Source organism: Paludibaculum fermentans (genome assembly GCF_051172195.1).
GTDB lineage: Bacteria > Acidobacteriota > Terriglobia > Bryobacterales > Bryobacteraceae > Paludibaculum > Paludibaculum fermentans_A.
In genome coordinates this window covers 838,687-856,590 of the sequence record NZ_JBPJAQ010000002.1, presented here as the reverse complement: position 1 = coordinate 856,590, position 17,904 = coordinate 838,687, and the positions used below count along the sequence as shown (strand labels likewise).

Below are 17,904 nucleotides of genomic sequence, written 5' to 3'. Positions count from 1 at the left end.
CGCATTTCAGTGTGAATTGGAGGCGTGAGGACAGGTACACTTGGGCTGATGCTCCGGTGGTGCCTGCTCTTCACGCTCCTACTCTCGGGCTGTTCACGATTCCAGACGGCACCTCAAACCCGCTACCAGGAGGTCTCGCGGCTGTACCGCACGGGACGCCTGCAGGCGGCGTTGCACAACCTGGACGAGCGGCCGGACTGGCGGCACTCCGAATCCAGCGAGTGGCGTTCCCGCTTCCACACTCTCCGCGCCGAAATTCTGTTGGCCCAGGGCAAAGTGGCCGAGGCCTCGAAAGACCTGGCCGACCCAGCGCCGGGCGCGCGGTGGGAGGCTCGCCGGCAACTGGTGCTGGGCGGGGTCTGCCTGCGCCAGGGCCGGTTCGACGAGGGGCAGGTGGCACTGCAGAAGGCACAGCAACTGGCCGAACAGACCGGCGATTCCGAAACAGCTTTGCTTGCGATGGTCTACGAAGGCGCGCGTTTGGCGCGCAAGGGCGACCAACGGTCGGCTGAAGAGGTGACACGGACGGCGCTCAACGAGGCGATGAAGCGCGACGATGCCTATAGCGAAGCCGCCGCGTGCAACAACATGGCGTTTCTGCGGCTGCGCCAGCTTCGCTATGACGAATCGATTGCGTTCACCCGGCAGGCCGTGACCGCGGCCGATCGCATTGACGCGCGCTGGATCGCCGGCCGCTCCGCCACCAATGCGGCGCTGTGTTATGCGCAACTGGGCGACATTCCCCGCGCGCTGGAATGGCAGTCCCGCGTGGCGGCAAATCTCGAACTGGTGGGCGACCGCGGCAATCTCAAGGACAGCCTGGGCGAGATGGGTTCGATGTACCTCATCCAGGGCCGCTTCGATGAGGCCATCCAGTCCTATCGCAAGGCGTTTGACCTGGCCAGGGAGTTGCATGACGACCCGGCGACCTGGGCCGGCAACCTGGCGCTGGCTTTCATTTCCGCGCAGCGCTGGCAGGATGCGGCGTACTGGAACCAGCAGGCCTGGGAGAGCAAGGCTGACAGTTCGAATGAGACAGCCCTGCACTACCTGCGCTTGAACCGGGGCTTCATTTCCGCCGGCCAGTCGCGGTTTGACGAAGCAGCCAGGGACTTCCAGCAGGTGCTGTCCGGCAGCGCGGGGAATCGCGGACTGATGTGGGATGCGCATGCCGGGCTGGCGCGTGTGGAGATGGCGCGCAACCGGTTTGACGCGGCCAAGCCACACTTCGAGGCCGCGTTGCAGCAGATCGAGACGGCGCGTATCGAGCTGCGCAACCGCGAGTCGAAGATCACGTTTCTGGCGCGGCTCATCCGCTTTCACCAGGATTATGTGGAAGCTTTGATGGCGCGGGGCGAGGTGGAGGCGGCGTTGCGCGTGGCGGAATCGAGCCGGGGCCGGATCCTGGCTGCGCAATCGGAGCGGGTCTCGCCGCAGGTGGCCCAGGATGTCGTGGCGCGCGCGCGCCGTTTCGCCGCGGCGCGCAAAACCGCTGTACTGTTCTACTGGACCGCACCGAAACGGTCGTGGCTCTGGACCATCACCGCGCGCGGGGTACGCTCGCATGAACTGCCGCCGGCCGCCAGGCTGGAAGAGCAGGTCAAACTCTACCGCAATGAGATCGAAAAATCGGTGCGCGATCCTCTGCGCGAGGCGGCGGACGGGCCGGGGTCGCAACTTTATCAGATGCTGCTGGGTCCGGCGAGTGAGGCGGCCGGCATCGCGCGCGTGACGGTTATCCCGGACGGCCCGGTTCACCTGATCAATCTCGAATCGTTGCCCGTACCCAAGCCCCAACCGCATTTCTGGCTGGAAGATGTCACGCTCTCCGTGGCTCCGTCGCTCACGATGTTGACCGCCTCCCAGCCCGAACCGGCGACCGGCGAAGGGCTGTTGCTGGTGGGCGCGCCCGAGGCGCCGGATCCGGAGTACCCGACGTTGGAGAGCGCGCGGCAGGAGTTGTCAGGAATCGCAGCCAAGTTCCCTGCCCTGTCCAAAACGGTGCTCGAGGGCGGCAATGCCACGCGCACGAACTACCAGAAGGCGCGGGCGGAACGGTTTGCGTTGGTGCATTTCGCGGCGCACGCAGAGGTCGGCCGGGTGAGCCCCCTGGACTCGGCGATTATCCTGGCCCGGGAGGGCGACCAGTTCCGGCTGTATGCCCGCGAGATCCTGGCTACGCCGAAGCTGCATGCCCGGCTGGTGACGATCTCCGCCTGCAGCAGCGCGGGCACCACCAGTTATGCGGGCGAAGGCCTGATCGGGCTCTCGTGGGCGTTCCTGGAAGCCGGAGCGCAGGCGGTGGTGGCCGGACTGTGGGATGTCAGCGACAGTTCGAGCGCGGAGTTGATGACCTGGTTGTATGAAGGGATTGCGGCGGGGCGGGCTCCGGATGAGGCGTTGCGGGCGGCCAAACTGCGCATGCTGAAGGGCGGAAACTTCCAGAGGCCGTACTATTGGGCACCTTACCAGGTGTACGTCAGATAATCGCAGATTCTCTGCATTCTCATGAAACGCAAAGGGCGCCTGACGCACTTAACAATTAGTAAGGTTGAGGGCAGACCCTAGGATGATCCGGGCCGGCTCTGAGCCACACGACTCGGGAGGAAGCCACATGCGGTTCCGGTGGAACGTCCATCGCCGGAAGGGTGTGTAGGTCGAATGTCTGGGCTCGGTGGTCCGGCGCGTTGATTGTTCCTATCCTCAGCCTTTGCGGCAGTTCTCACGCATAGTCCGAAGATCGGAGGGGATGCGCGTGGGGCTGCCGCTACTGTTTCTGAGGCCCTGAAACAGGGCGGACCCAACTGGTTGGCGGACTACTTGGCGGCGGGAGCAGCCTTCGCATCGGTCAATTTCTGCCGCAATGCGCGCATCGTCAGACGCACCTGCAGCTTCTTTTTTCGCAGGCGGTGATGCCGCGATTTGTCTCCGTTGCTGGCTGACATGGTGGCTAAAGCGTAGCAGGTATCCCCCGCCACCGCCCGTTTATTTTGCCCTTCACGGGCGCAACAGGGCCCCTCAGCCGTAGACGACCGGATGCTTTTCCAGCCAGTGCTCATCGCGTGCGGCGTTGATTTTCTTCATCGCACCGCCGGCCAGCGCACCGGTTACGCGGCGCGAGCCCCAAGCCAAACCACCCGTGAATCCAATCGCTCCGCCGACCACTCCGCCGATCAGCGCGCCGCGGCCCGCCTTGCGATCATCCGTGATGTAACCGGCCGCCGCGCCGATGCATGCACCGATCAGCGCCGGCAGCAGGGATTCCTCGGCGGCGCGGGAGAATTCGCCGGCGATTTCGTCATCGCCGAAGGAGGCTTTTCTCACCGTGGATGCGCCTTCCAACCCGGACTCGACCAGATCGCGGCCGTATTCAATATTTGATTTCACCCAAGAGCCTAGCTTCATAATTCAGCACCCGCTCTCATCATACAGGTTTCGGGATTGCGATCTGAATGTCCGCTGCACCCGGTGCTCCGGATCCGCCAAACACAGCGGCGCGCGGCCCGTCAAGGAGAGATTTGCCTGCCACCCGGTTTACCATATGGGTGTTTCCACATGCCTGAACTGAAGTCTCTTTCCCCTGAGATCCTGATCCACGTCGCGCAGACCATCAATGTGCCATTGAAAGGGCTGACGGCGACCATTGAACTACTGGACGAAGGCGGCACGGTCCCCTTCATCGCACGCTATCGCAAAGAGGCCACTGGCAATCTGGACGAAGTGCAGATCCGCTCGATCGAGGAGAAGCTCGCCTATTTCCGCGAGTTGGAGGATCGCCGAGCCACCATCCTGGCTTCCATCGAAGAACAGGGCAAGCTCACGCCCGAACTGAAGGCGCGCATCGAGAAGACGCTGGAAAAGAGCGAACTCGAAGACCTCTACCTGCCCTATAAGCCGAAGCGGCGCACCAAAGCCACCATTGCCCGGGAAAAGGGACTGGAGCCGCTGGCGCTCTATCTTTGGACGCAGGAGCCGGCCGAGCTGGCGTTGGAGGCCTTCGCCGCCACGTTCGTGAACGCCGAAAAAGGCGTGAATACGACGGCCGAAGCACTGGAAGGCGCGCGTCACATCATCGCTGAAATGATCAGCGAGAACGCCGACCTGCGAAAGGCGCTGCGCCAGATGATGTTCGACGAGGGCGTCGTGGTCAGCCGCAAGGTGATGGACGCCGTCGATGAGCAGGAAAAGTTCAAGATGTACTACGACTATCGCGAGCCGGTGAGCAAGATCCCCTCTCACCGCATGCTGGCGATCCGCCGTGGCGAAAGCGAGAACGTCCTCTACTTCACCATCGAGTTGGAACCCGTGCGGGCGCTTGACCTGGTGCGGCGGTTCATCCTGAAAGCTCCGGGCGACTGGACGCCGCAACTGGAGCTGGCCAGCGACGATTCCTACAATCGCCTGCTGAACAGTTCGATCCAGACCGAAATCCGGCTGGAGTTGAAGAAGCGCGCCGACTCGGAAGCCATCCAGGTGTTCCGCGAGAATCTGCAGAACCTGCTGCTGGCTCCTCCGGCCGGCCAGTTGGGCGTAATGGGCATCGACCCAGGAATCCGCACCGGCTGCAAGATCGCCATTGTCGACGAGACCGGCAAATACCTGGAGAACACCGTCATCTACCCGCAGCGGGGTGATACGGCCGGGGCGATGAAGACGCTGAAATCGCTCATCGCCAAGTTCAACGTGAAGGCGATCGCCATTGGCAACGGCACAGCCTCGCGCGAGACGGATGCGTTTGTCCGCGAGTTCCTGCAACAGGAAAAGCTCGACACGGTGTTCAGCGTCACAGTGAATGAATCGGGCGCCTCCATCTACTCCGCCTCCGATATCGCGCGCCAGGAGTTCCCTGACCTCGACCTCACCGTGCGCGGCGCCATCTCCATCGCCCGCCGGCTGCAGGATCCGCTGGCCGAGCTCGTCAAGATCGACCCGAAGTCGATCGGCGTCGGCCAGTATCAGCACGATGTCGACCAGCGCCAGTTGCAGCAGTCGCTCGAGACCGTCATCGAAAGTTGCGTCAACCGTGTCGGCGTGGAATTGAATACCGCATCGTGGGCGCTGCTGCGCTATGTGGCGGGCATCAGCGAGCGCATAGCGTTGAAGATTGTCGAGTACCGCAACGAGAACGGCAAGTTCACCTCACGCACGCAGCTCACCGCCGTGCCCGGCATCGGGCCTAAGACCTTCGAACAGGCGGCCGGCTTCCTGCGGATTCGCGGTGCGTCGAACCCGCTGGATATGACGGCGGTCCACCCGGAGTCATACCCCGTGGTGGGGCAGATCGCCGAACGGCTGGGCGTGAAGCTGGAAGAGATCATCCAGCAACCGCAATTGCTGGAGAAGTTCAAGAAGGAAGACATCGCCGTCGGCGTGTACACGCTGAACGACATCCTCGAAGAATTGCGCAAGCCGGGCCGCGATCCGCGCGACAAGTTTGTAGCCCCCAGCTTCAAGGAAGGCGTGAAGGAGATTGCGGACGTCCAGCCGGGCATGGTGCTGGAAGGTGTCGTCACCAACGTGACGAAGTTCGGCGCCTTTGTCGACGTGGGCGTGCACCAGGACGGGCTGGTCCACATCAGTGAACTGTCCAACCGCTACATCCAGGACGCGTCCGAAGTGGTGAAGGCGGGGCAGATCGTCAAGGTGAAGGTGCTCAGCGCCGACGCCAAGACGAAGCGCATCGCGCTGTCGATCAAAGCCCTGCAGGGACCGCCTCCGCAGAAACCGCAGCGCCCGCAGCAGGCCAAGCCATCGATGGACGACAAGCTGGCGGCGCTTTCGTCGAAGTGGAAGGTGCGGTAGGGGGGCGATTGCAGAGCCTCCGCTGCATCCGAATAGCTGGCAGCGATCGGCTCTTTACGGCGCTAACCAGGCGTCGGGGTTCATCTGCGTGTCGGGAGCCGTGGTCACCCGCCGCAGTTCGTTGTGGTCTAGCCAGTTCAACCGGCAGTCCGGGCAATTGTCGATGACGATGTTGCCCGGACCCGCGTAGGGGTGGGTGTCCATGCGCTCATGACAGCGGGGACAGTCGATGTTGCGCTCCAACTCCGTGGGGTCCAGCGGACGGGGCGGCTCCGGCAGGATGTCGCGGCGGGCCCTGACAATCTGGACCAGCGCACCGAACGAATCCAGGTCCAGCAGCATCCCCAGGCAATTGGTGCAGTAACCCAGGCGCTTGCCCAGGTAGGACGCGTGCTTCAACTCCTGGCGGCACACCGGGCAACTCTCACCAGTGCCGGCGTCAAAAATGCGCACGCCTTCCGAGTTCGGCTCCGGATAGACCAGCGTGTGGCAGAAGTCGCAGGCCAGTGCCTCACCGATCGCCTCCAACCGCAGCGCACCTCCGCAGTTCTTGCAGTTCATCGAACAACTCCCCGTGTAAACTCTTAATTCTTTAGTTGACCCCGCAACGGATCTGCTCTACAAATAATACTGTCACTTAATTCCTTAGTTGTAGGAGCGTCCAGGTTGGCCAGAAAACGATCACCGAATCTTACCGAAGCCGAACTCCGGCTGATGGATGTCATCTGGGATCGTGGCCCGTGCACTGTCTCGGACGTGGCTGAGGCACTCAAAGAACTGGGGCTCGCCTACAATACCGTGCTCACCACCATGCGAATCCTCGAGGACAAAGGCTTTCTCCTGCACGTCAAGCCAGTCGAGGGACGCGCCTTTGTCTATGAGCCGCTGGTGGGCCGCGACGAAGCCGGCCGCCACGCGGTGCGCTACCTGGTGAGCCGGTTTTTCCGGAACTCACCGGAGTTGCTGGTCCTGAACGTGCTCAACGATGAAGACCTGACGGCCAGGGAATTAGGAAGGATCCGGAAGCTGATCGCGGAGGATGCGAAATGAAAGAGGGATTGGACCTGCTGAATGGGGCCTCGGCCGCTGCGCTCGCCGCCATCGTCAATAGCCTGTGGCAGGCGGCCACCGTCGTTTTGGTTACCTGGGTGGCGATGAAGTTCCTGCCCGGCCTGAACGCGGCGACCCGTCACCTGGTGTGGTGGGGCGTGCTGGGCGTGGTCGCCCTGTTGCCCGTCGCGCCATCCGCCGTCCAGCATTTCAGGGCCTGGCAGAGCGAGCCTCTCAATGCCGAGCAGTTCCGCCCCCTCGAACGCTTCTCCAATCCGCCTGATCTCACGGTCGCACCGGCAGCCTACTCCTATTCCGCCAACCCCCTTCCGCGCCAACCGCTGGCTCCGGTCGAAGTCCGCACGGGATACTGGCCGCTTCTCGTGGCAGGCCTCTGGTTGCTGGGCCTGACTGTACAACTGAGCCGCATTGTCTGGAGCTACTCTTACCTGCGCCAGGTGAAGAAACGGTCGTCGAAGGCCGCCCTGGAGTTGAAGCTGAACTTTGACGAATGGCTGATGCAATCGCGCGTCGGCCGGGACGTCAAGCTGATGATCTCGGACGAAGTCGCGTCGCCGATGGCCGCGGGCTTTGTGCATCCGGCTGTGATTTTGCCCGGCCGTGTCCTGGAAGCCTTCTCCGCTCAGGAGCTCGACCAGGTCGTGCTCCACGAACTCGCTCACCTGGAGCGGCGCGACGACTGGACGAATCTGGCCGGCCAGGTCGCCTCCGCCTTCCTGATGCTGCATCCGGCCGCGGCCTGGATCCTGCGGCAAATCGAGCGGGAACGCGAAATCGCCTGTGATGACTGGGTGGTCTCCATGACAGGAGAGGCGCGCCCGTACGCCGCCTGCCTGGCCCGCCTGTTCGAAATCTGCTGGACTCGCCGCCGCGCCATGCTGGCCACCGGTATGGCGACACGCGCTTCGAACCTGGGGGAACGCGTCGAGATGCTGTTGCGGCGCGACCGCCACTTCACGGCCCGCGCCTCGGTGGTGCCCGCCATCCTGTGCGGCCTAGTGCTGGGCGGCATGGTCATGGCTTCCGCGCAGGCTCCTCACTGGTTCGCGTTCGCTTCGGACGAAGCGCCCGCGCCGCCTGCCCCTCCTGTCGCGCCAATGGCCTCGTCCTCACCGCGGGCTCCCGGTACGCCGAGGGCTGTCCGGGCAGCCTATCCGAACCCGCAGTCACCCCTGCCGGCGCTGGCACCGGAAGCCCCCACCGCTTACCGCGTATTTGATCCGGCCGCGGCGCCGTCTCCGGCTCCGCGTGCGGCCCTGGCGGAGTTGCCTGAGCTGGCCATGGCGCCGATAACGCCCAGCCCTTCGCCGGCTCCTCCTTCCTCACCGGGCCCGGCGCCTGCTCCTCCGGCCGCTCCGCGCGGAATGGCTTCGCCGCCAATGCCCCCTATGCCGCCTGCCGGTGCCAAAGGATCGCTGCTCGCCGCGCTGGTAGCCGCCGGCTATGGCGACCTGCCCGTCGACGAGATCATCGACCTGAAGAACCAGGGCGTCACGGCCGACTACATTCTCGGCATCAGCCGCGCCGGCTGGGGTAAGCTCGCCACGCGACAGATCACTGAACTTAGGAACCAGGGCGTCTCTCCGGAATTTCTGGCCCGCTGCAAGGACATCGGCGTCCGCGACCTCACCATCCGCGAGGTGATCGAACTGCGCCAGCAGGGCGTCAAACTGGAAGAAGTCCGGGAAATTCACGCACTCGGTTTCGGTCCTTACAGCACCCGGCAGTGCATTGAATTGCACCAGCAGGGCGTGCGGGCGCAGTTCTTCCAGGATTTGAAGGACACCGGCTTCGCCCGCCTGGAACTGCGCGAAATCATCGAAGCCCGCAACAATGGCCTGCGCGCCGGCGATCTGCGCGAGGCCCGCAAATACGGCCCCAATCTCTCACTCCGCCAGATCATCAAGCTGAAGCAGGCGGGTGTCATCTAGTTCGCTCCCTTCATACACAGGAGAGACCCCATGAAATACGTAACCGCAATGCTGGTAGCGGCGGCGCTGCTACTGGCCGGCGTAGCCATGCTCGGACAGGACCTGAAGCATGGCTGGAAGATGCACCGGACCGACCGCTCCGACGAGGTGCAATTCACCGTCGAGCGCTGGAAGGAGGGCAATCACTGGAGCAATAGCCGGCCTTACCCCCTCACCAGTTTCCGCGGCTTCACCCAGACCTCGTTCGATCGCGGCGGCAAAGTGAAGTTCAGCTTCGTGCAGGATGCCGGTGAGCTGCAGTGCGAAGGCAGTTTCACGTTTGGCCGGGGCTCCGGTAGCTTTACCTTCGCGCCGAATCCCAACTTCGCGTCGCGCCTGCGGGAGATGGGGTACGACGAACCCGATAGCAACGACCTGTTTGCGATCATGCTCTCCGAGGTGACCCTGGACTTCGCCCGCGAAGTGAAGGACGCCGGACTGGGCGCATCGACCAAACAGTTGATCGAGCTGCGCACACACGGCGTGACCGGCGAGTATATCCGCGAAGCGCGCGAGGCCGGCTATCGTGATTTCAACGCCCGCGACTACACCCAGCTCCGCATCCATGGCGTGAACACTGAGTATCTGCGCGATCTGCAACGGGCCGGCTACAACCTCCCGGCGGGCGATATCACCGAACTGCGCATCCATGGCGTCCCGGCGGAATTTGCCAGGGAATTGAAGGCGGCCGGGTACGACCTGGCCACGCGGCAAATCACCGAACTGCGGATTCACGGCGTCAGCTCCGACTATCTGCGCGACCTGAAATCCTACGGTCTGCGCCCCGAAGCCGGCGACCTGAAGGAGCTGCGCATCCACGGCGTCTCGCCGCAGTATTTGAAGGGACTCAAGGACTCCGGTTATGCTTCGCTGCCAGCGCGGGACATTACCGAGCTGCGCATGCGCGGAGTCTCCACGGAGTTCATCCGCGAGGCTCACGACCTGGGCTACTCCTTCTCGCCGAGGGAACTCAGCGAACTGTGCACGCAAGGCGTGAACGGCGCCTACCTGCGCAAGTTGAAGGAGTCGGGCATGAAGAACCTCAGCGCCTCCCAGATCGCGAAATTGCGCGTCCACGGGGTGGAGTGAATCCGGACGCGCCGTCACATGAAGCGCTTCTAAGGAAATCGCGTTCCAGCGCGGCGTGCGGTAAGGGGGATCCCTCAGCCATAATGGGATACATGAGGATTTGTGCCTTTGCTCTGTGCCTGGGTTTCGCCGGACTTCTTCCGGCCATGGCCGCAGACGTATCCACTGTCGAGGTGATCCTCGCCAAAGTGAACGGCGACATTGTCACCAAGGCGGACCTCGAACGCGCCAAGAAGGACGCCGCTGTCGCGCTCAAAGCGCGAGGCGCCACGCCGCAACAGATCGAAGAGGCCCTGAAACAGGGCGAGAAGGATGTCCTGCGCGACAGAATCGACAACCTCCTGCTGGTGCAGCGCGCCAAGGAGTTGAACATCAATGTCGACGCCGAAGTGTCCAAGTACATCGCCGGTCTTCAGGCGGAAACCAAGCTCGCGGATCCTGACAAGTTCCAGCAGTACGTCCGCGAAGCGACGGGCATGACCTATGAGGATTTCAAGGCCGAGACCACCAACCAGATGCTGACGCAGCGTGTGGTCGGCCAGGAAGTCTATAGCAAGGTCAACATCCCGCACGCCGAGATCGAGGACTACTACAACAAGAACAAGACCAGCTTCGTTCGCAAGGAACGAGTGTTCCTGCGTGAAATCTTGGTCAGCACCGAAGGCAAGGACGAGGCCGGTAAGGCGGCCGCTGAAAAGAAGGCCAAAGACCTGGTCGCCCGCGCCCGTAAAGGGGAGCGGTTCCCTGACCTGATCCGCGACAACTCCGAAGCCGCAACCGCCAAGCAGGGCGGCGACCTGGGCGGCTGGGAGAAGGCTGACCTCAGCGCCGAGATCATCAACGCAGTCTGGGAGAAGCCCAAGGGCTTTGTGAGCGACCCCATCCGCGTGGGCGCGGGCTGGGAAATCCTGCGCGTGGAAGAGCACTTCAAGGAAGGCCAGGCCGCGCTGGAGGATGTCGAGAACGAAATCAAGGAACGCATCGCCGGGGCCCGCATGGCGCCCAAAGTGCGCGAATATCTGACGGAACTGCGCCGCAGCGCGTTCCTCGAACTGCGCGACGATGCCGTCGATACCGGCGCCGCTCCGGGCAAGGACACCCGCTGGGAGAATGCCGCGCTGTTGAAGGCCGAGACCGTGGATAAGACTGAAGTCGCGGCGCAGATTCGCACCCGGCGCCTGCTGTGGGCCTTCCCGGTCCCCGGCACGAATGTCGGCACCACCGGTGTGTCCAGCAGCAAGTAGGTAGCGCAACACGATGAAGGGTCCCGCGGTAAACGAACTGGCCCCCGGCCAGAGTGTGCAGAGCATTTTTCTCGTCCAGGCCAAGGACGTCCGTCAGAAGAAGACCGGAGAGCCTTACCTCTCCCTGGTCCTGATGGATCGCACCGGCGATATTGACGCCAAGATGTGGGATAACGTCCCGGGGGTCATGGAGACCTTCGATCGCGACGATTTCATCCGCGTCAAGGGCGAGACACAGCTCTACCAGAACCGGATGCAGCTGACGGTTTACTCGCTGCAGCGCGTTCAGGATTCAGAGGTCAAACTGGCTGACTTCCTGCCGGCATCGCAACGCGATCCGGACGAGATGCTGGCTGAGTTGCACGCAATCATTGCGTCGATGCGCAACCCGCACCTCAAAGCGCTGCTGGAGGCGATCTTCGCTGATCAGGCGGTCGCTTCTGCGTTTAAAACGGCTCCGGCGGCCAAGGCGATTCACCATGCCTGGCTGGGCGGGCTGATTGAGCACGTGCTCAGCCTGTGCTCGCTGGCACGCTTCATGGTGACCCACTATCCGAACCTCGACGAGGATCTGCTGCTCAGCGGCGCGATCCTGCACGACATCGGAAAAGTGACGGAACTCTGCTATGCGCGCAGCTTCGGCTATACCACGGAAGGCGGCCTGCTGGGCCACATGCAGATCGCGCTGCGCCTCATCGGCGAGAAGCTGCCGGCCGGCTTCCCGCCCAAGCTGCGCAATCTTCTGGAGCACATGATTCTCAGCCACCACGGGCAACTGGAGTACGGCAGCCCGAAGCTGCCGGTGTTCCCCGAGGCACTGCTGCTGCACCATCTCGACAATCTCGATTCCAAGATGGAAACCATGCGCGCTTCCCTGGAACGGGACAAGGCCACACCGGGCGACTGGACTGGATACAATGCTGCCTTGGAGCGCAGTATTCTCGACAAGCGCAAGTACCTGAACGGTCCGGCTCCCAAACCCCAGGCGGTGAAGGCCGCCGCGCCGGCGAAACAGGGTACTGTGATGGGCGAGAAGATGAAGGCGCTGCAAGGATTGTTCAGCGAGGAATCTTAGTGCAGCGGAGAAGAACGGCCCGCGAAATCCCACCACCCCTGGAACTGCAGTGCCTGAACGCGCTGTGGAGCCTGGGTGAAGCCAACGTCCAGTCTGTCCGCGACAAACTGGCGCCCGGCAAACCACTGGCCTACACAACGGTGATGACCATGCTCGACCGGCTGACGCGCAAACAGCTACTCAGCCGGCGCAAAAACGGCCGGTCGTTTGTTTACACGCCGCTGGTCTCGAAAGACGAGGTGCGCCGCCTCGCCGTCAACGAACTGGTGAACGCCCTGTTCGAGGGTTCGGAAGGCGGCTTGCGCGTGTACCTCAACGGTGGCGCGCCCAAGCCGGCCGTCCCCGAAACTCCATCGGAAGAGCCAGAGCGTCTCGACGCAGCGCTGCTCTAGCGCCTGCTACCAGTTCACGCCGCGTCCTCGCAGCTCTGCTTCGATCTGGGCGTGATTCTGAAACTGTACGGCATCGATGCCGGCAAGTTTCGCGCCTTCCACATACTCCGCCACATCATCCGTAAAGAAACATTCCTGCGCCGCGCATTGCGCCTGCTCAATGGCTGCCGCGTAGATCCGCGGCTGCGGCTTCATCGCCTTCACCTCGTGGCTCAGCACGTACGCGTCAAAGTGCCTGAGGATGGGGTAAGTCTCACTCAGCATCTGGAAGTGGATTGGATTTGTATTGGATAGCAGGACGGTGCGGTAACCACGGCGGATGCCTTCCACCATGCTCTCGGGGATCAGGGTTTCGGGCAGGAAGATGGAGCTCCAGAACTCGGAAAACCGGTCGTAGGAGATCTCGGTTTCCAGCAGCCCGGAGACGCGGCGAACAAACTCCGCCCCGTCGAACTCGCCGGATTCGAACCCATTTACCAGGCTGCCCCGCCCGAGGCGCGCGCGAATCTCCTCGGGCGGCAGGCCGCAGTACTCACTCATGGCGCGATAGCCGCGCTGGAAATCAAAAGGGACCAGTACCCGGCCCAGGTCAAAGATAACGGTTCGGATCACCCAACCATTTTAGCGGCCCCGGCCGTTATGCTTCAGCCGGGCAATATCCTGCGAGGTGCGATTCAGGCGGCTCTGCGCGCGGGTGCGCTCGGCTGCCGTCATCCCACCGCCGTCCACACGGTCGCGGTGCACAATGGCCCGGGTGCGGGCCTCTTCCCGCTCCAGGCGCGCTGTCTCCCGGGGAGTCAGTGATCCGGAGCGTACACCCTGGGCAATGCGCTGCTGCTGGTTGCGTTCGCGCTGCCCAATCGTCTGCGCCCCGGCTGTGGCCGCCAGGGCTGTTATGGTGAGGGTCAGAATTAAGGCCTTCATCGAACTTGCCTCCTGCCGTCTTCAACGAGAGTCTGGCCAAAAGGTTGACGTTCTTAGCGAGATTAACTGCAATTCGTTAAGCGGCCCTACGAAGTCACAGGAGGGAGGCAGCGCGAAATCAACGGTTGCGATCCCAACAATCGAGCCTATACTGTCTTCCATGCTCCGCATCGTGGCTGGTGTGGTTCTCCTACTGGGTCTTCGCTGCAACTCCTTCGCGCAACAGGCTCCCGAGGGTCTCTTCGACCGCTTCCTGGAACGCATGGAAGGCGAGCAGCGGCGTCTGCCCGATTACGTTTGCTCCCAAACCATTGAGCGCATTGGCCGGGCTTCGGCCGACCGCGAACTGCAGCGCATCGACACCTTCCGCGTGGATGTCGCTGTCACCGGCGACCGGGAACTCTACGGCCGGCCGGGGGCCAAGGAGTTCTATGGAAAGTCACTGGCCGAGGTGATCGGCTCCGGCTTTGTCAGTACGGGCCGCTTCGCCCTCTTTACGCGCCAGATCCTGAATACCTCCAAAACGATGTACAAGTACCAGGGGCTGAACGAACGGCCTGGAAAGCCCGCGCATGAGTACGATTTCGACGTCGATCCGGCCGGCAGCAACTACATGCTGCGCAGCGGCAATGCCGAGGCCAAAACCGGCTATCAGGGCAGCTTCTGGATCCATGCCGACTCGCTGGACCTGCTGCGAGTCGAGGTCCAGGCCTTCGACATCCCGGAGCATCTGGGCCTCTCCGAAGCCAAAACCACGCTCATCTACGGCCGCATGTCGATCGGGTCCGAATCCATCCTGCTGCCCGTCCAGACAACCGCCAGCGTGATCACCACCGACGGCCTGGAGAATGTGAACCGCATCCTGGTGAACGGATGCCGCCGCTTCCAGACGGAGTCCACGCTGAGCTTCGCGGCCCCGGAGATCGAGATTGCGCCGAAGCGCCACGAGGTTCTCACCCTGCCTTCCGGAGCCATTCTCGAACTGTCTCTCGAAGAAGGATTGAATCTCTCTTCGGCAACCGTCGGTCAGCCCGTGCGCGCCAGCTTGTCCCGAGATTTGAGGTTGGGTGAGAAGATGCTGGTGCCGCAGGGGACGGTCGTCCGTGGCCAGGTAGTGCAGGTGGAGAAGCGAGCCATTCCCTACCCTACTTACCAGATTGGACTCACCTTCGACGCGCTCGAACTCGGAGGCGAGAGTGTTCCGTTAAATGCGACTCTGGCGGAGACGAGCCCCGTCGCTGGATTGATCCAGCAGACCCGGAAACTCAACCCGACCTTCCAGGCGGGCGGCCGGCCCCGCATGGAAGTGCTGGTGCGCAAGGTCCAGACCGGTGAAGGTTATCTTGAATGGGACGCGCGTAAAGGACAGATTCCACCGGGGTTGAAGATGAAGTGGCGGATCACCGGCGAGAAGTAGCCGGCGGTCAGCGCCGCTTGTAGAGCGTGTACGTTAAGCCCAGCACGACCTGATTGTCGAGCGTGCCGCTGCGGAGGCCATAGTGCGCTCCGGAGAGGTCGATCGCAAACCGGTCGCTCAGTTCATATTCCACACCTTCGAAGAGCGAATAGAAGGCGGCGATGCCCGTCGAGCGTTCCCACTGCACATTCCCGTACGCCGTGAGCTTCCGGATCTTGCGTCCGTAACCGGCATTCAGATCCAGCGTCCCGGCCGGGTTGGTGGGCGAACTCTTAGTTGCACCATTCCATGAAGAACCACCACTGAAAGTATTGGATCCACGGTCATAGCGACCGTAGAGCGCTCCGCCTAGACGAGAGCCTGACTCGCCGCGCAGGAACACGGCCGCGGTCGGGGCGATTGCCCAACTGAAGTTCTCGCCCGCTCGAAAAGCCGTGGTGGCGGCCAGGTTTACGTGGTCGCTGAAGTGGGTGGCTCGGCCGGAGGTGTCGTCGACGACGCTGGCGATGGAATCCACGCCGGCACTGAACTCCGTCTGCCAGTGGTCTGGAGTGTACTTGAGCGTGGCGGGCAGGGTGTAGGAGGTGTTGATATCGAAGGCGCCGCTGAACTCCAGGTCGACGTTTCCGGGATCGGTGATCAGCGGACTGGTGAACAAACGGCGCCGCACGGAGAATCCGCCGCTACGGCGGTGGAAAATGCGGCTCTTCAGCTTCGCCTCAACGGGCGGCATGGTGGAAAGCAGGAACAGCAGGCACAGCGCCCGGCGCATACCTCAGTAGGCTAACAGGCGCTCGGCTTCGCGTTGGATATCTTCCGTCTGGGGCAGGATTTCGTCTTCCAGGTCAGGATGATAGCCCACCCAGGTGTCCAGCGCGGCCACGCGGGCGACCGGGGCATCCAGGTGCTCGAACAGTTCACCGGCAATGCGGGCGGCGATCTCGGCCCCATAGCCGAAGCTGAGGCAATCTTCGTGGACGATCAGGACACGATTGGTCTTCTCCACCGACTGCCGGATGCCCTCCCAGTCGTAGGGCGCCAGCGAGCGCAAGTCGATGACCTCGACCGACTTCTCCGGGTGCTTCTGCTCAATGAAAGTGGAAGCCAGCAATGACTTCTGGACGGTCATGCCGTAGGTCAGGATCGTGAGGTGGTGGCCCGGCTTGACCACGCGTGCCTTGCCGAACGGAATGGTGAAGTCGGAACCGGGGTGTGGAGACCTATTGTAAGGCTCGCGATATAGTCGCTTATGTTCCAGAAAAAGAACGGGATCGTCGCAGCGGATGGCGGTGCGTAGCAGGCCGCAGGCATCCAGGGCGTTGGAGGGAAACACCACCCGTAGCCCGGGAATATGGGTGAAGGCCACTTCGCCGCACTGGCTATGATAGACGGCGCCCCCATTGAGGTAGCCGCCAATGGCGACACGAATGACAGCCGGGCACTTCCAGCCATTATATGAGCGCCAGCGCACATTGGCCATCTCGTCCCGAATCTGCATCATAGCGGGCCATATGTAATCAAAAAATTGAATCTCGCAGACCGGCTTCATACCGCGCGACGACATCCCGATGGAACGGCCCAGGATGGCCGCCTCGGCGATGGGCGTATTGAAGACGCGGCGCGATCCGAACTTGGCCTGGAGTCCGAAGGTGGCTTTGAAGACGCCGCCCTTGCCCTTCACTTCACGCAGGTTCTCCTCGCGGCTGCAGTCGGCGACATCTTCGCCGAACAGCACAATGTTCGGATTGCGAGACATCTCTTCCGCGAGAGTCAGGTTGATCTCGTCGACCATGGTGCGCGGCTCACCGGCACACTGCGGATCGGTGTCGAACTGCTCACTGGTGGGATCGATGTCCGGCGAGTATAAGTAGAGGCAGGCAGAGGACTTGGCGGGCGGTTCGGCCTTGAGGACGCGCTCAGTGATCTCTGCGATCTCGAGGTCCACCTCATGACAGATCCGCTTATAGGTGACTTCCTCCATCAGGTTTTCGGAGATGAGGAAGCGCGGGAAGTTGATGATGGGGTCGTTGGCGGCTTCCGCCTCACGCTCGGCCTTGGTCTTATAAAGTCGTTCGTCGTCGGAAAGGGAGTGCGAGTAAGGCCGGGTGCAGTGCGCATGGACCATGGCTGGTCCGTGGCCGGCCCGGATGTAGGCCGCGGCTTCCTGGATGGCGGCATAGGAGGCGAGGAAGTCATTGCCGTCGCATTCGATACGAAGAAGTCCGGGAAAGCCGGAGACGAGGCGGGAAAGGTTGCCGCCGGCAGTCTGCTTTTCCACCGGCACGGAGATGGCATAGCCATTGTCTTCAATAACATAGAGGACAGGCAGGCGGTTCAGGCAGACGGCATTGAGCGATTCCCAGAACTCGCCTTCGCTGGTGGCGCCTTCGCCGGTAGTCACCAGGGTCAACTCATCTGATTCGGGACGCAGGTAGCGGCCCGCCTCGGCGCAACCGACGGCGTGCAGGAACTGGGTGCCGGTGGGCGAGGATCCGGTGAAGATGTGGAGTTCCGGCGAGCTCCAATGGGACGGCATCTGGCGGCCGCCCGAGGCGGTATCGGCCGCGGCGCCCACGCTTTGGAGCAGCATCATCTCCGGCGTGACGCCCAGGGCCAGCGCCAGGGCCCGATCGCGATAGTAAAGGTGGAACCAGTCGTAACTGGGACGGAGAGCCAGGGCGGTGGCCGTCTGAATGGCTTCGTGGCCTGCGCCGCTGATTTGAAAGAAGATGCGGTTCTGGCGCTTGAGCATGACCTCGCGGTCGTCCAGGCGGCGCGAGGTTTGCATCAGGCGGAAGGCGCGTTGCAATTGGTCGCGGTCCAGACCGTGATAGCGGTCTACATTTTGCCGAACGGACACAGCGGTGCTGTCGGTTGTCGCCATTGCTGCTTGCCTCCCTTCAGTCAGTTTACCCCGCTT

The 17,904-nt window shown here is 62.7% G+C and carries 16 protein-coding genes; 9 read left to right on the top strand and 7 right to left on the bottom strand.

Features of this window, described 5'->3' with window-relative positions; translation table 11 throughout:
• Positions 1-24 precede the first annotated feature (24 nt).
• Entirely contained in the window at positions 25-2,487 is a 2,463-nt protein-coding gene (locus tag ACR9Y2_RS30060) for a CHAT domain-containing protein (protein ID WP_435045570.1), read from the top strand.
• 329 nt (positions 2,488-2,816) lie between these two features.
• On the opposite strand, the gene ACR9Y2_RS30055 is transcribed toward ACR9Y2_RS30060, so the two are convergent.
• Together ACR9Y2_RS30055 and ACR9Y2_RS30050 are read right to left on the bottom strand one after the other, a co-directional pair.
• A complete protein-coding gene (locus ACR9Y2_RS30055; RefSeq protein WP_435045569.1) occupies positions 2,817-2,945 on the bottom strand; it encodes a hypothetical protein in 129 nt (42 codons plus the stop codon).
• Between the two features lie 73 nt (positions 2,946-3,018).
• A complete protein-coding gene (locus ACR9Y2_RS30050) occupies positions 3,019-3,405 on the bottom strand; it encodes a hypothetical protein (RefSeq protein ID WP_435045568.1) in 387 nt (128 codons plus the stop codon).
• Between the two features lie 150 nt (positions 3,406-3,555).
• Between ACR9Y2_RS30050 and ACR9Y2_RS30045 the strand changes: the two genes are divergently transcribed.
• Positions 3,556-5,802, top strand: coding sequence for a Tex family protein (locus ACR9Y2_RS30045; protein WP_435045567.1), 2,247 nt, complete (start codon positions 3,556-3,558; stop codon positions 5,800-5,802).
• Between the two features lie 54 nt (positions 5,803-5,856).
• On the opposite strand, the gene ACR9Y2_RS30040 is transcribed toward ACR9Y2_RS30045, so the two are convergent.
• On the bottom strand, positions 5,857-6,363 hold the full coding sequence (locus ACR9Y2_RS30040; RefSeq protein WP_435045566.1) for a zf-TFIIB domain-containing protein: 507 nt from the start codon (positions 6,361-6,363) through the stop codon (positions 5,857-5,859).
• Positions 6,364-6,468: 105 nt separating this feature from the next.
• On the opposite strand from ACR9Y2_RS30040, the gene ACR9Y2_RS30035 reads away from it, so the two are divergent.
• From ACR9Y2_RS30035 to ACR9Y2_RS30010, 6 genes are all read left to right on the top strand, one after another.
• Positions 6,469-6,852: a BlaI/MecI/CopY family transcriptional regulator gene (locus tag ACR9Y2_RS30035; protein ID WP_435045565.1), complete on the top strand. Its 384-nt coding sequence runs from the start codon at positions 6,469-6,471 to the stop codon at positions 6,850-6,852.
• Positions 6,849-8,804, top strand: a complete 1,956-nt coding sequence (locus tag ACR9Y2_RS30030; RefSeq protein ID WP_435045564.1) for a M56 family metallopeptidase — start codon at positions 6,849-6,851, stop codon at positions 8,802-8,804. The genes ACR9Y2_RS30035 and ACR9Y2_RS30030 overlap by 4 nt, the downstream gene beginning before the upstream one ends.
• A gap of 30 nt (positions 8,805-8,834) precedes the next feature.
• Positions 8,835-9,932, top strand: a complete 1,098-nt coding sequence (locus tag ACR9Y2_RS30025; RefSeq protein ID WP_435045563.1) for a hypothetical protein — start codon at positions 8,835-8,837, stop codon at positions 9,930-9,932.
• Between the two features lie 83 nt (positions 9,933-10,015).
• Positions 10,016-11,176 carry a peptidylprolyl isomerase gene (locus ACR9Y2_RS30020; protein WP_435045562.1) on the top strand — a complete coding sequence of 387 codons (1,161 nt, stop codon included), beginning with the start codon at positions 10,016-10,018 and terminating at the stop codon, positions 11,174-11,176.
• Positions 11,177-11,189: 13 nt separating this feature from the next.
• Complete coding sequence (locus ACR9Y2_RS30015; protein ID WP_435045561.1) at positions 11,190-12,251, top strand: 3'-5' exoribonuclease YhaM family protein; 1,062 nt, start codon at positions 11,190-11,192, stop codon at positions 12,249-12,251.
• Positions 12,251-12,643 carry a BlaI/MecI/CopY family transcriptional regulator gene (locus ACR9Y2_RS30010; RefSeq protein ID WP_435045560.1) on the top strand — a complete coding sequence of 131 codons (393 nt, stop codon included), beginning with the start codon at positions 12,251-12,253 and terminating at the stop codon, positions 12,641-12,643. Before ACR9Y2_RS30015 ends, ACR9Y2_RS30010 begins: the two co-directional genes overlap by 1 nt.
• 6 nt (positions 12,644-12,649) lie before the next feature.
• Here the strand turns inward: ACR9Y2_RS30010 and ACR9Y2_RS30005 are convergent, their stop codons facing one another.
• Both ACR9Y2_RS30005 and ACR9Y2_RS30000 read right to left on the bottom strand, forming a co-directional pair.
• A complete protein-coding gene (locus tag ACR9Y2_RS30005) occupies positions 12,650-13,255 on the bottom strand; it encodes an HAD family hydrolase (protein WP_435045559.1) in 606 nt (201 codons plus the stop codon).
• Positions 13,256-13,264: 9 nt separating this feature from the next.
• Positions 13,265-13,567: a hypothetical protein gene (locus ACR9Y2_RS30000; RefSeq protein WP_435045558.1), complete on the bottom strand. Its 303-nt coding sequence runs from the start codon at positions 13,565-13,567 to the stop codon at positions 13,265-13,267.
• Between the two features lie 160 nt (positions 13,568-13,727).
• Here ACR9Y2_RS30000 and ACR9Y2_RS29995 point away from each other — a divergent pair, with 160 nt between their 5' ends.
• On the top strand, positions 13,728-14,984 hold the full coding sequence (locus ACR9Y2_RS29995) for a hypothetical protein (RefSeq protein ID WP_435045557.1): 1,257 nt from the start codon (positions 13,728-13,730) through the stop codon (positions 14,982-14,984).
• Between the two features lie 7 nt (positions 14,985-14,991).
• Here ACR9Y2_RS29995 and ACR9Y2_RS29990 read toward each other — a convergent pair whose 3' ends face one another.
• Positions 14,992-15,756 (bottom strand): hypothetical protein, encoded by a 765-nt coding sequence (locus ACR9Y2_RS29990; RefSeq protein ID WP_435045556.1) that lies wholly within the window; start codon positions 15,754-15,756, stop codon positions 14,992-14,994.
• 3 nt (positions 15,757-15,759) lie between these two features.
• Entirely contained in the window at positions 15,760-17,868 is a 2,109-nt protein-coding gene (locus ACR9Y2_RS29985; RefSeq protein ID WP_435045555.1) for an alpha-ketoacid dehydrogenase subunit alpha/beta, read from the bottom strand.
• Positions 17,869-17,904: the final 36 nt, after the last annotated feature.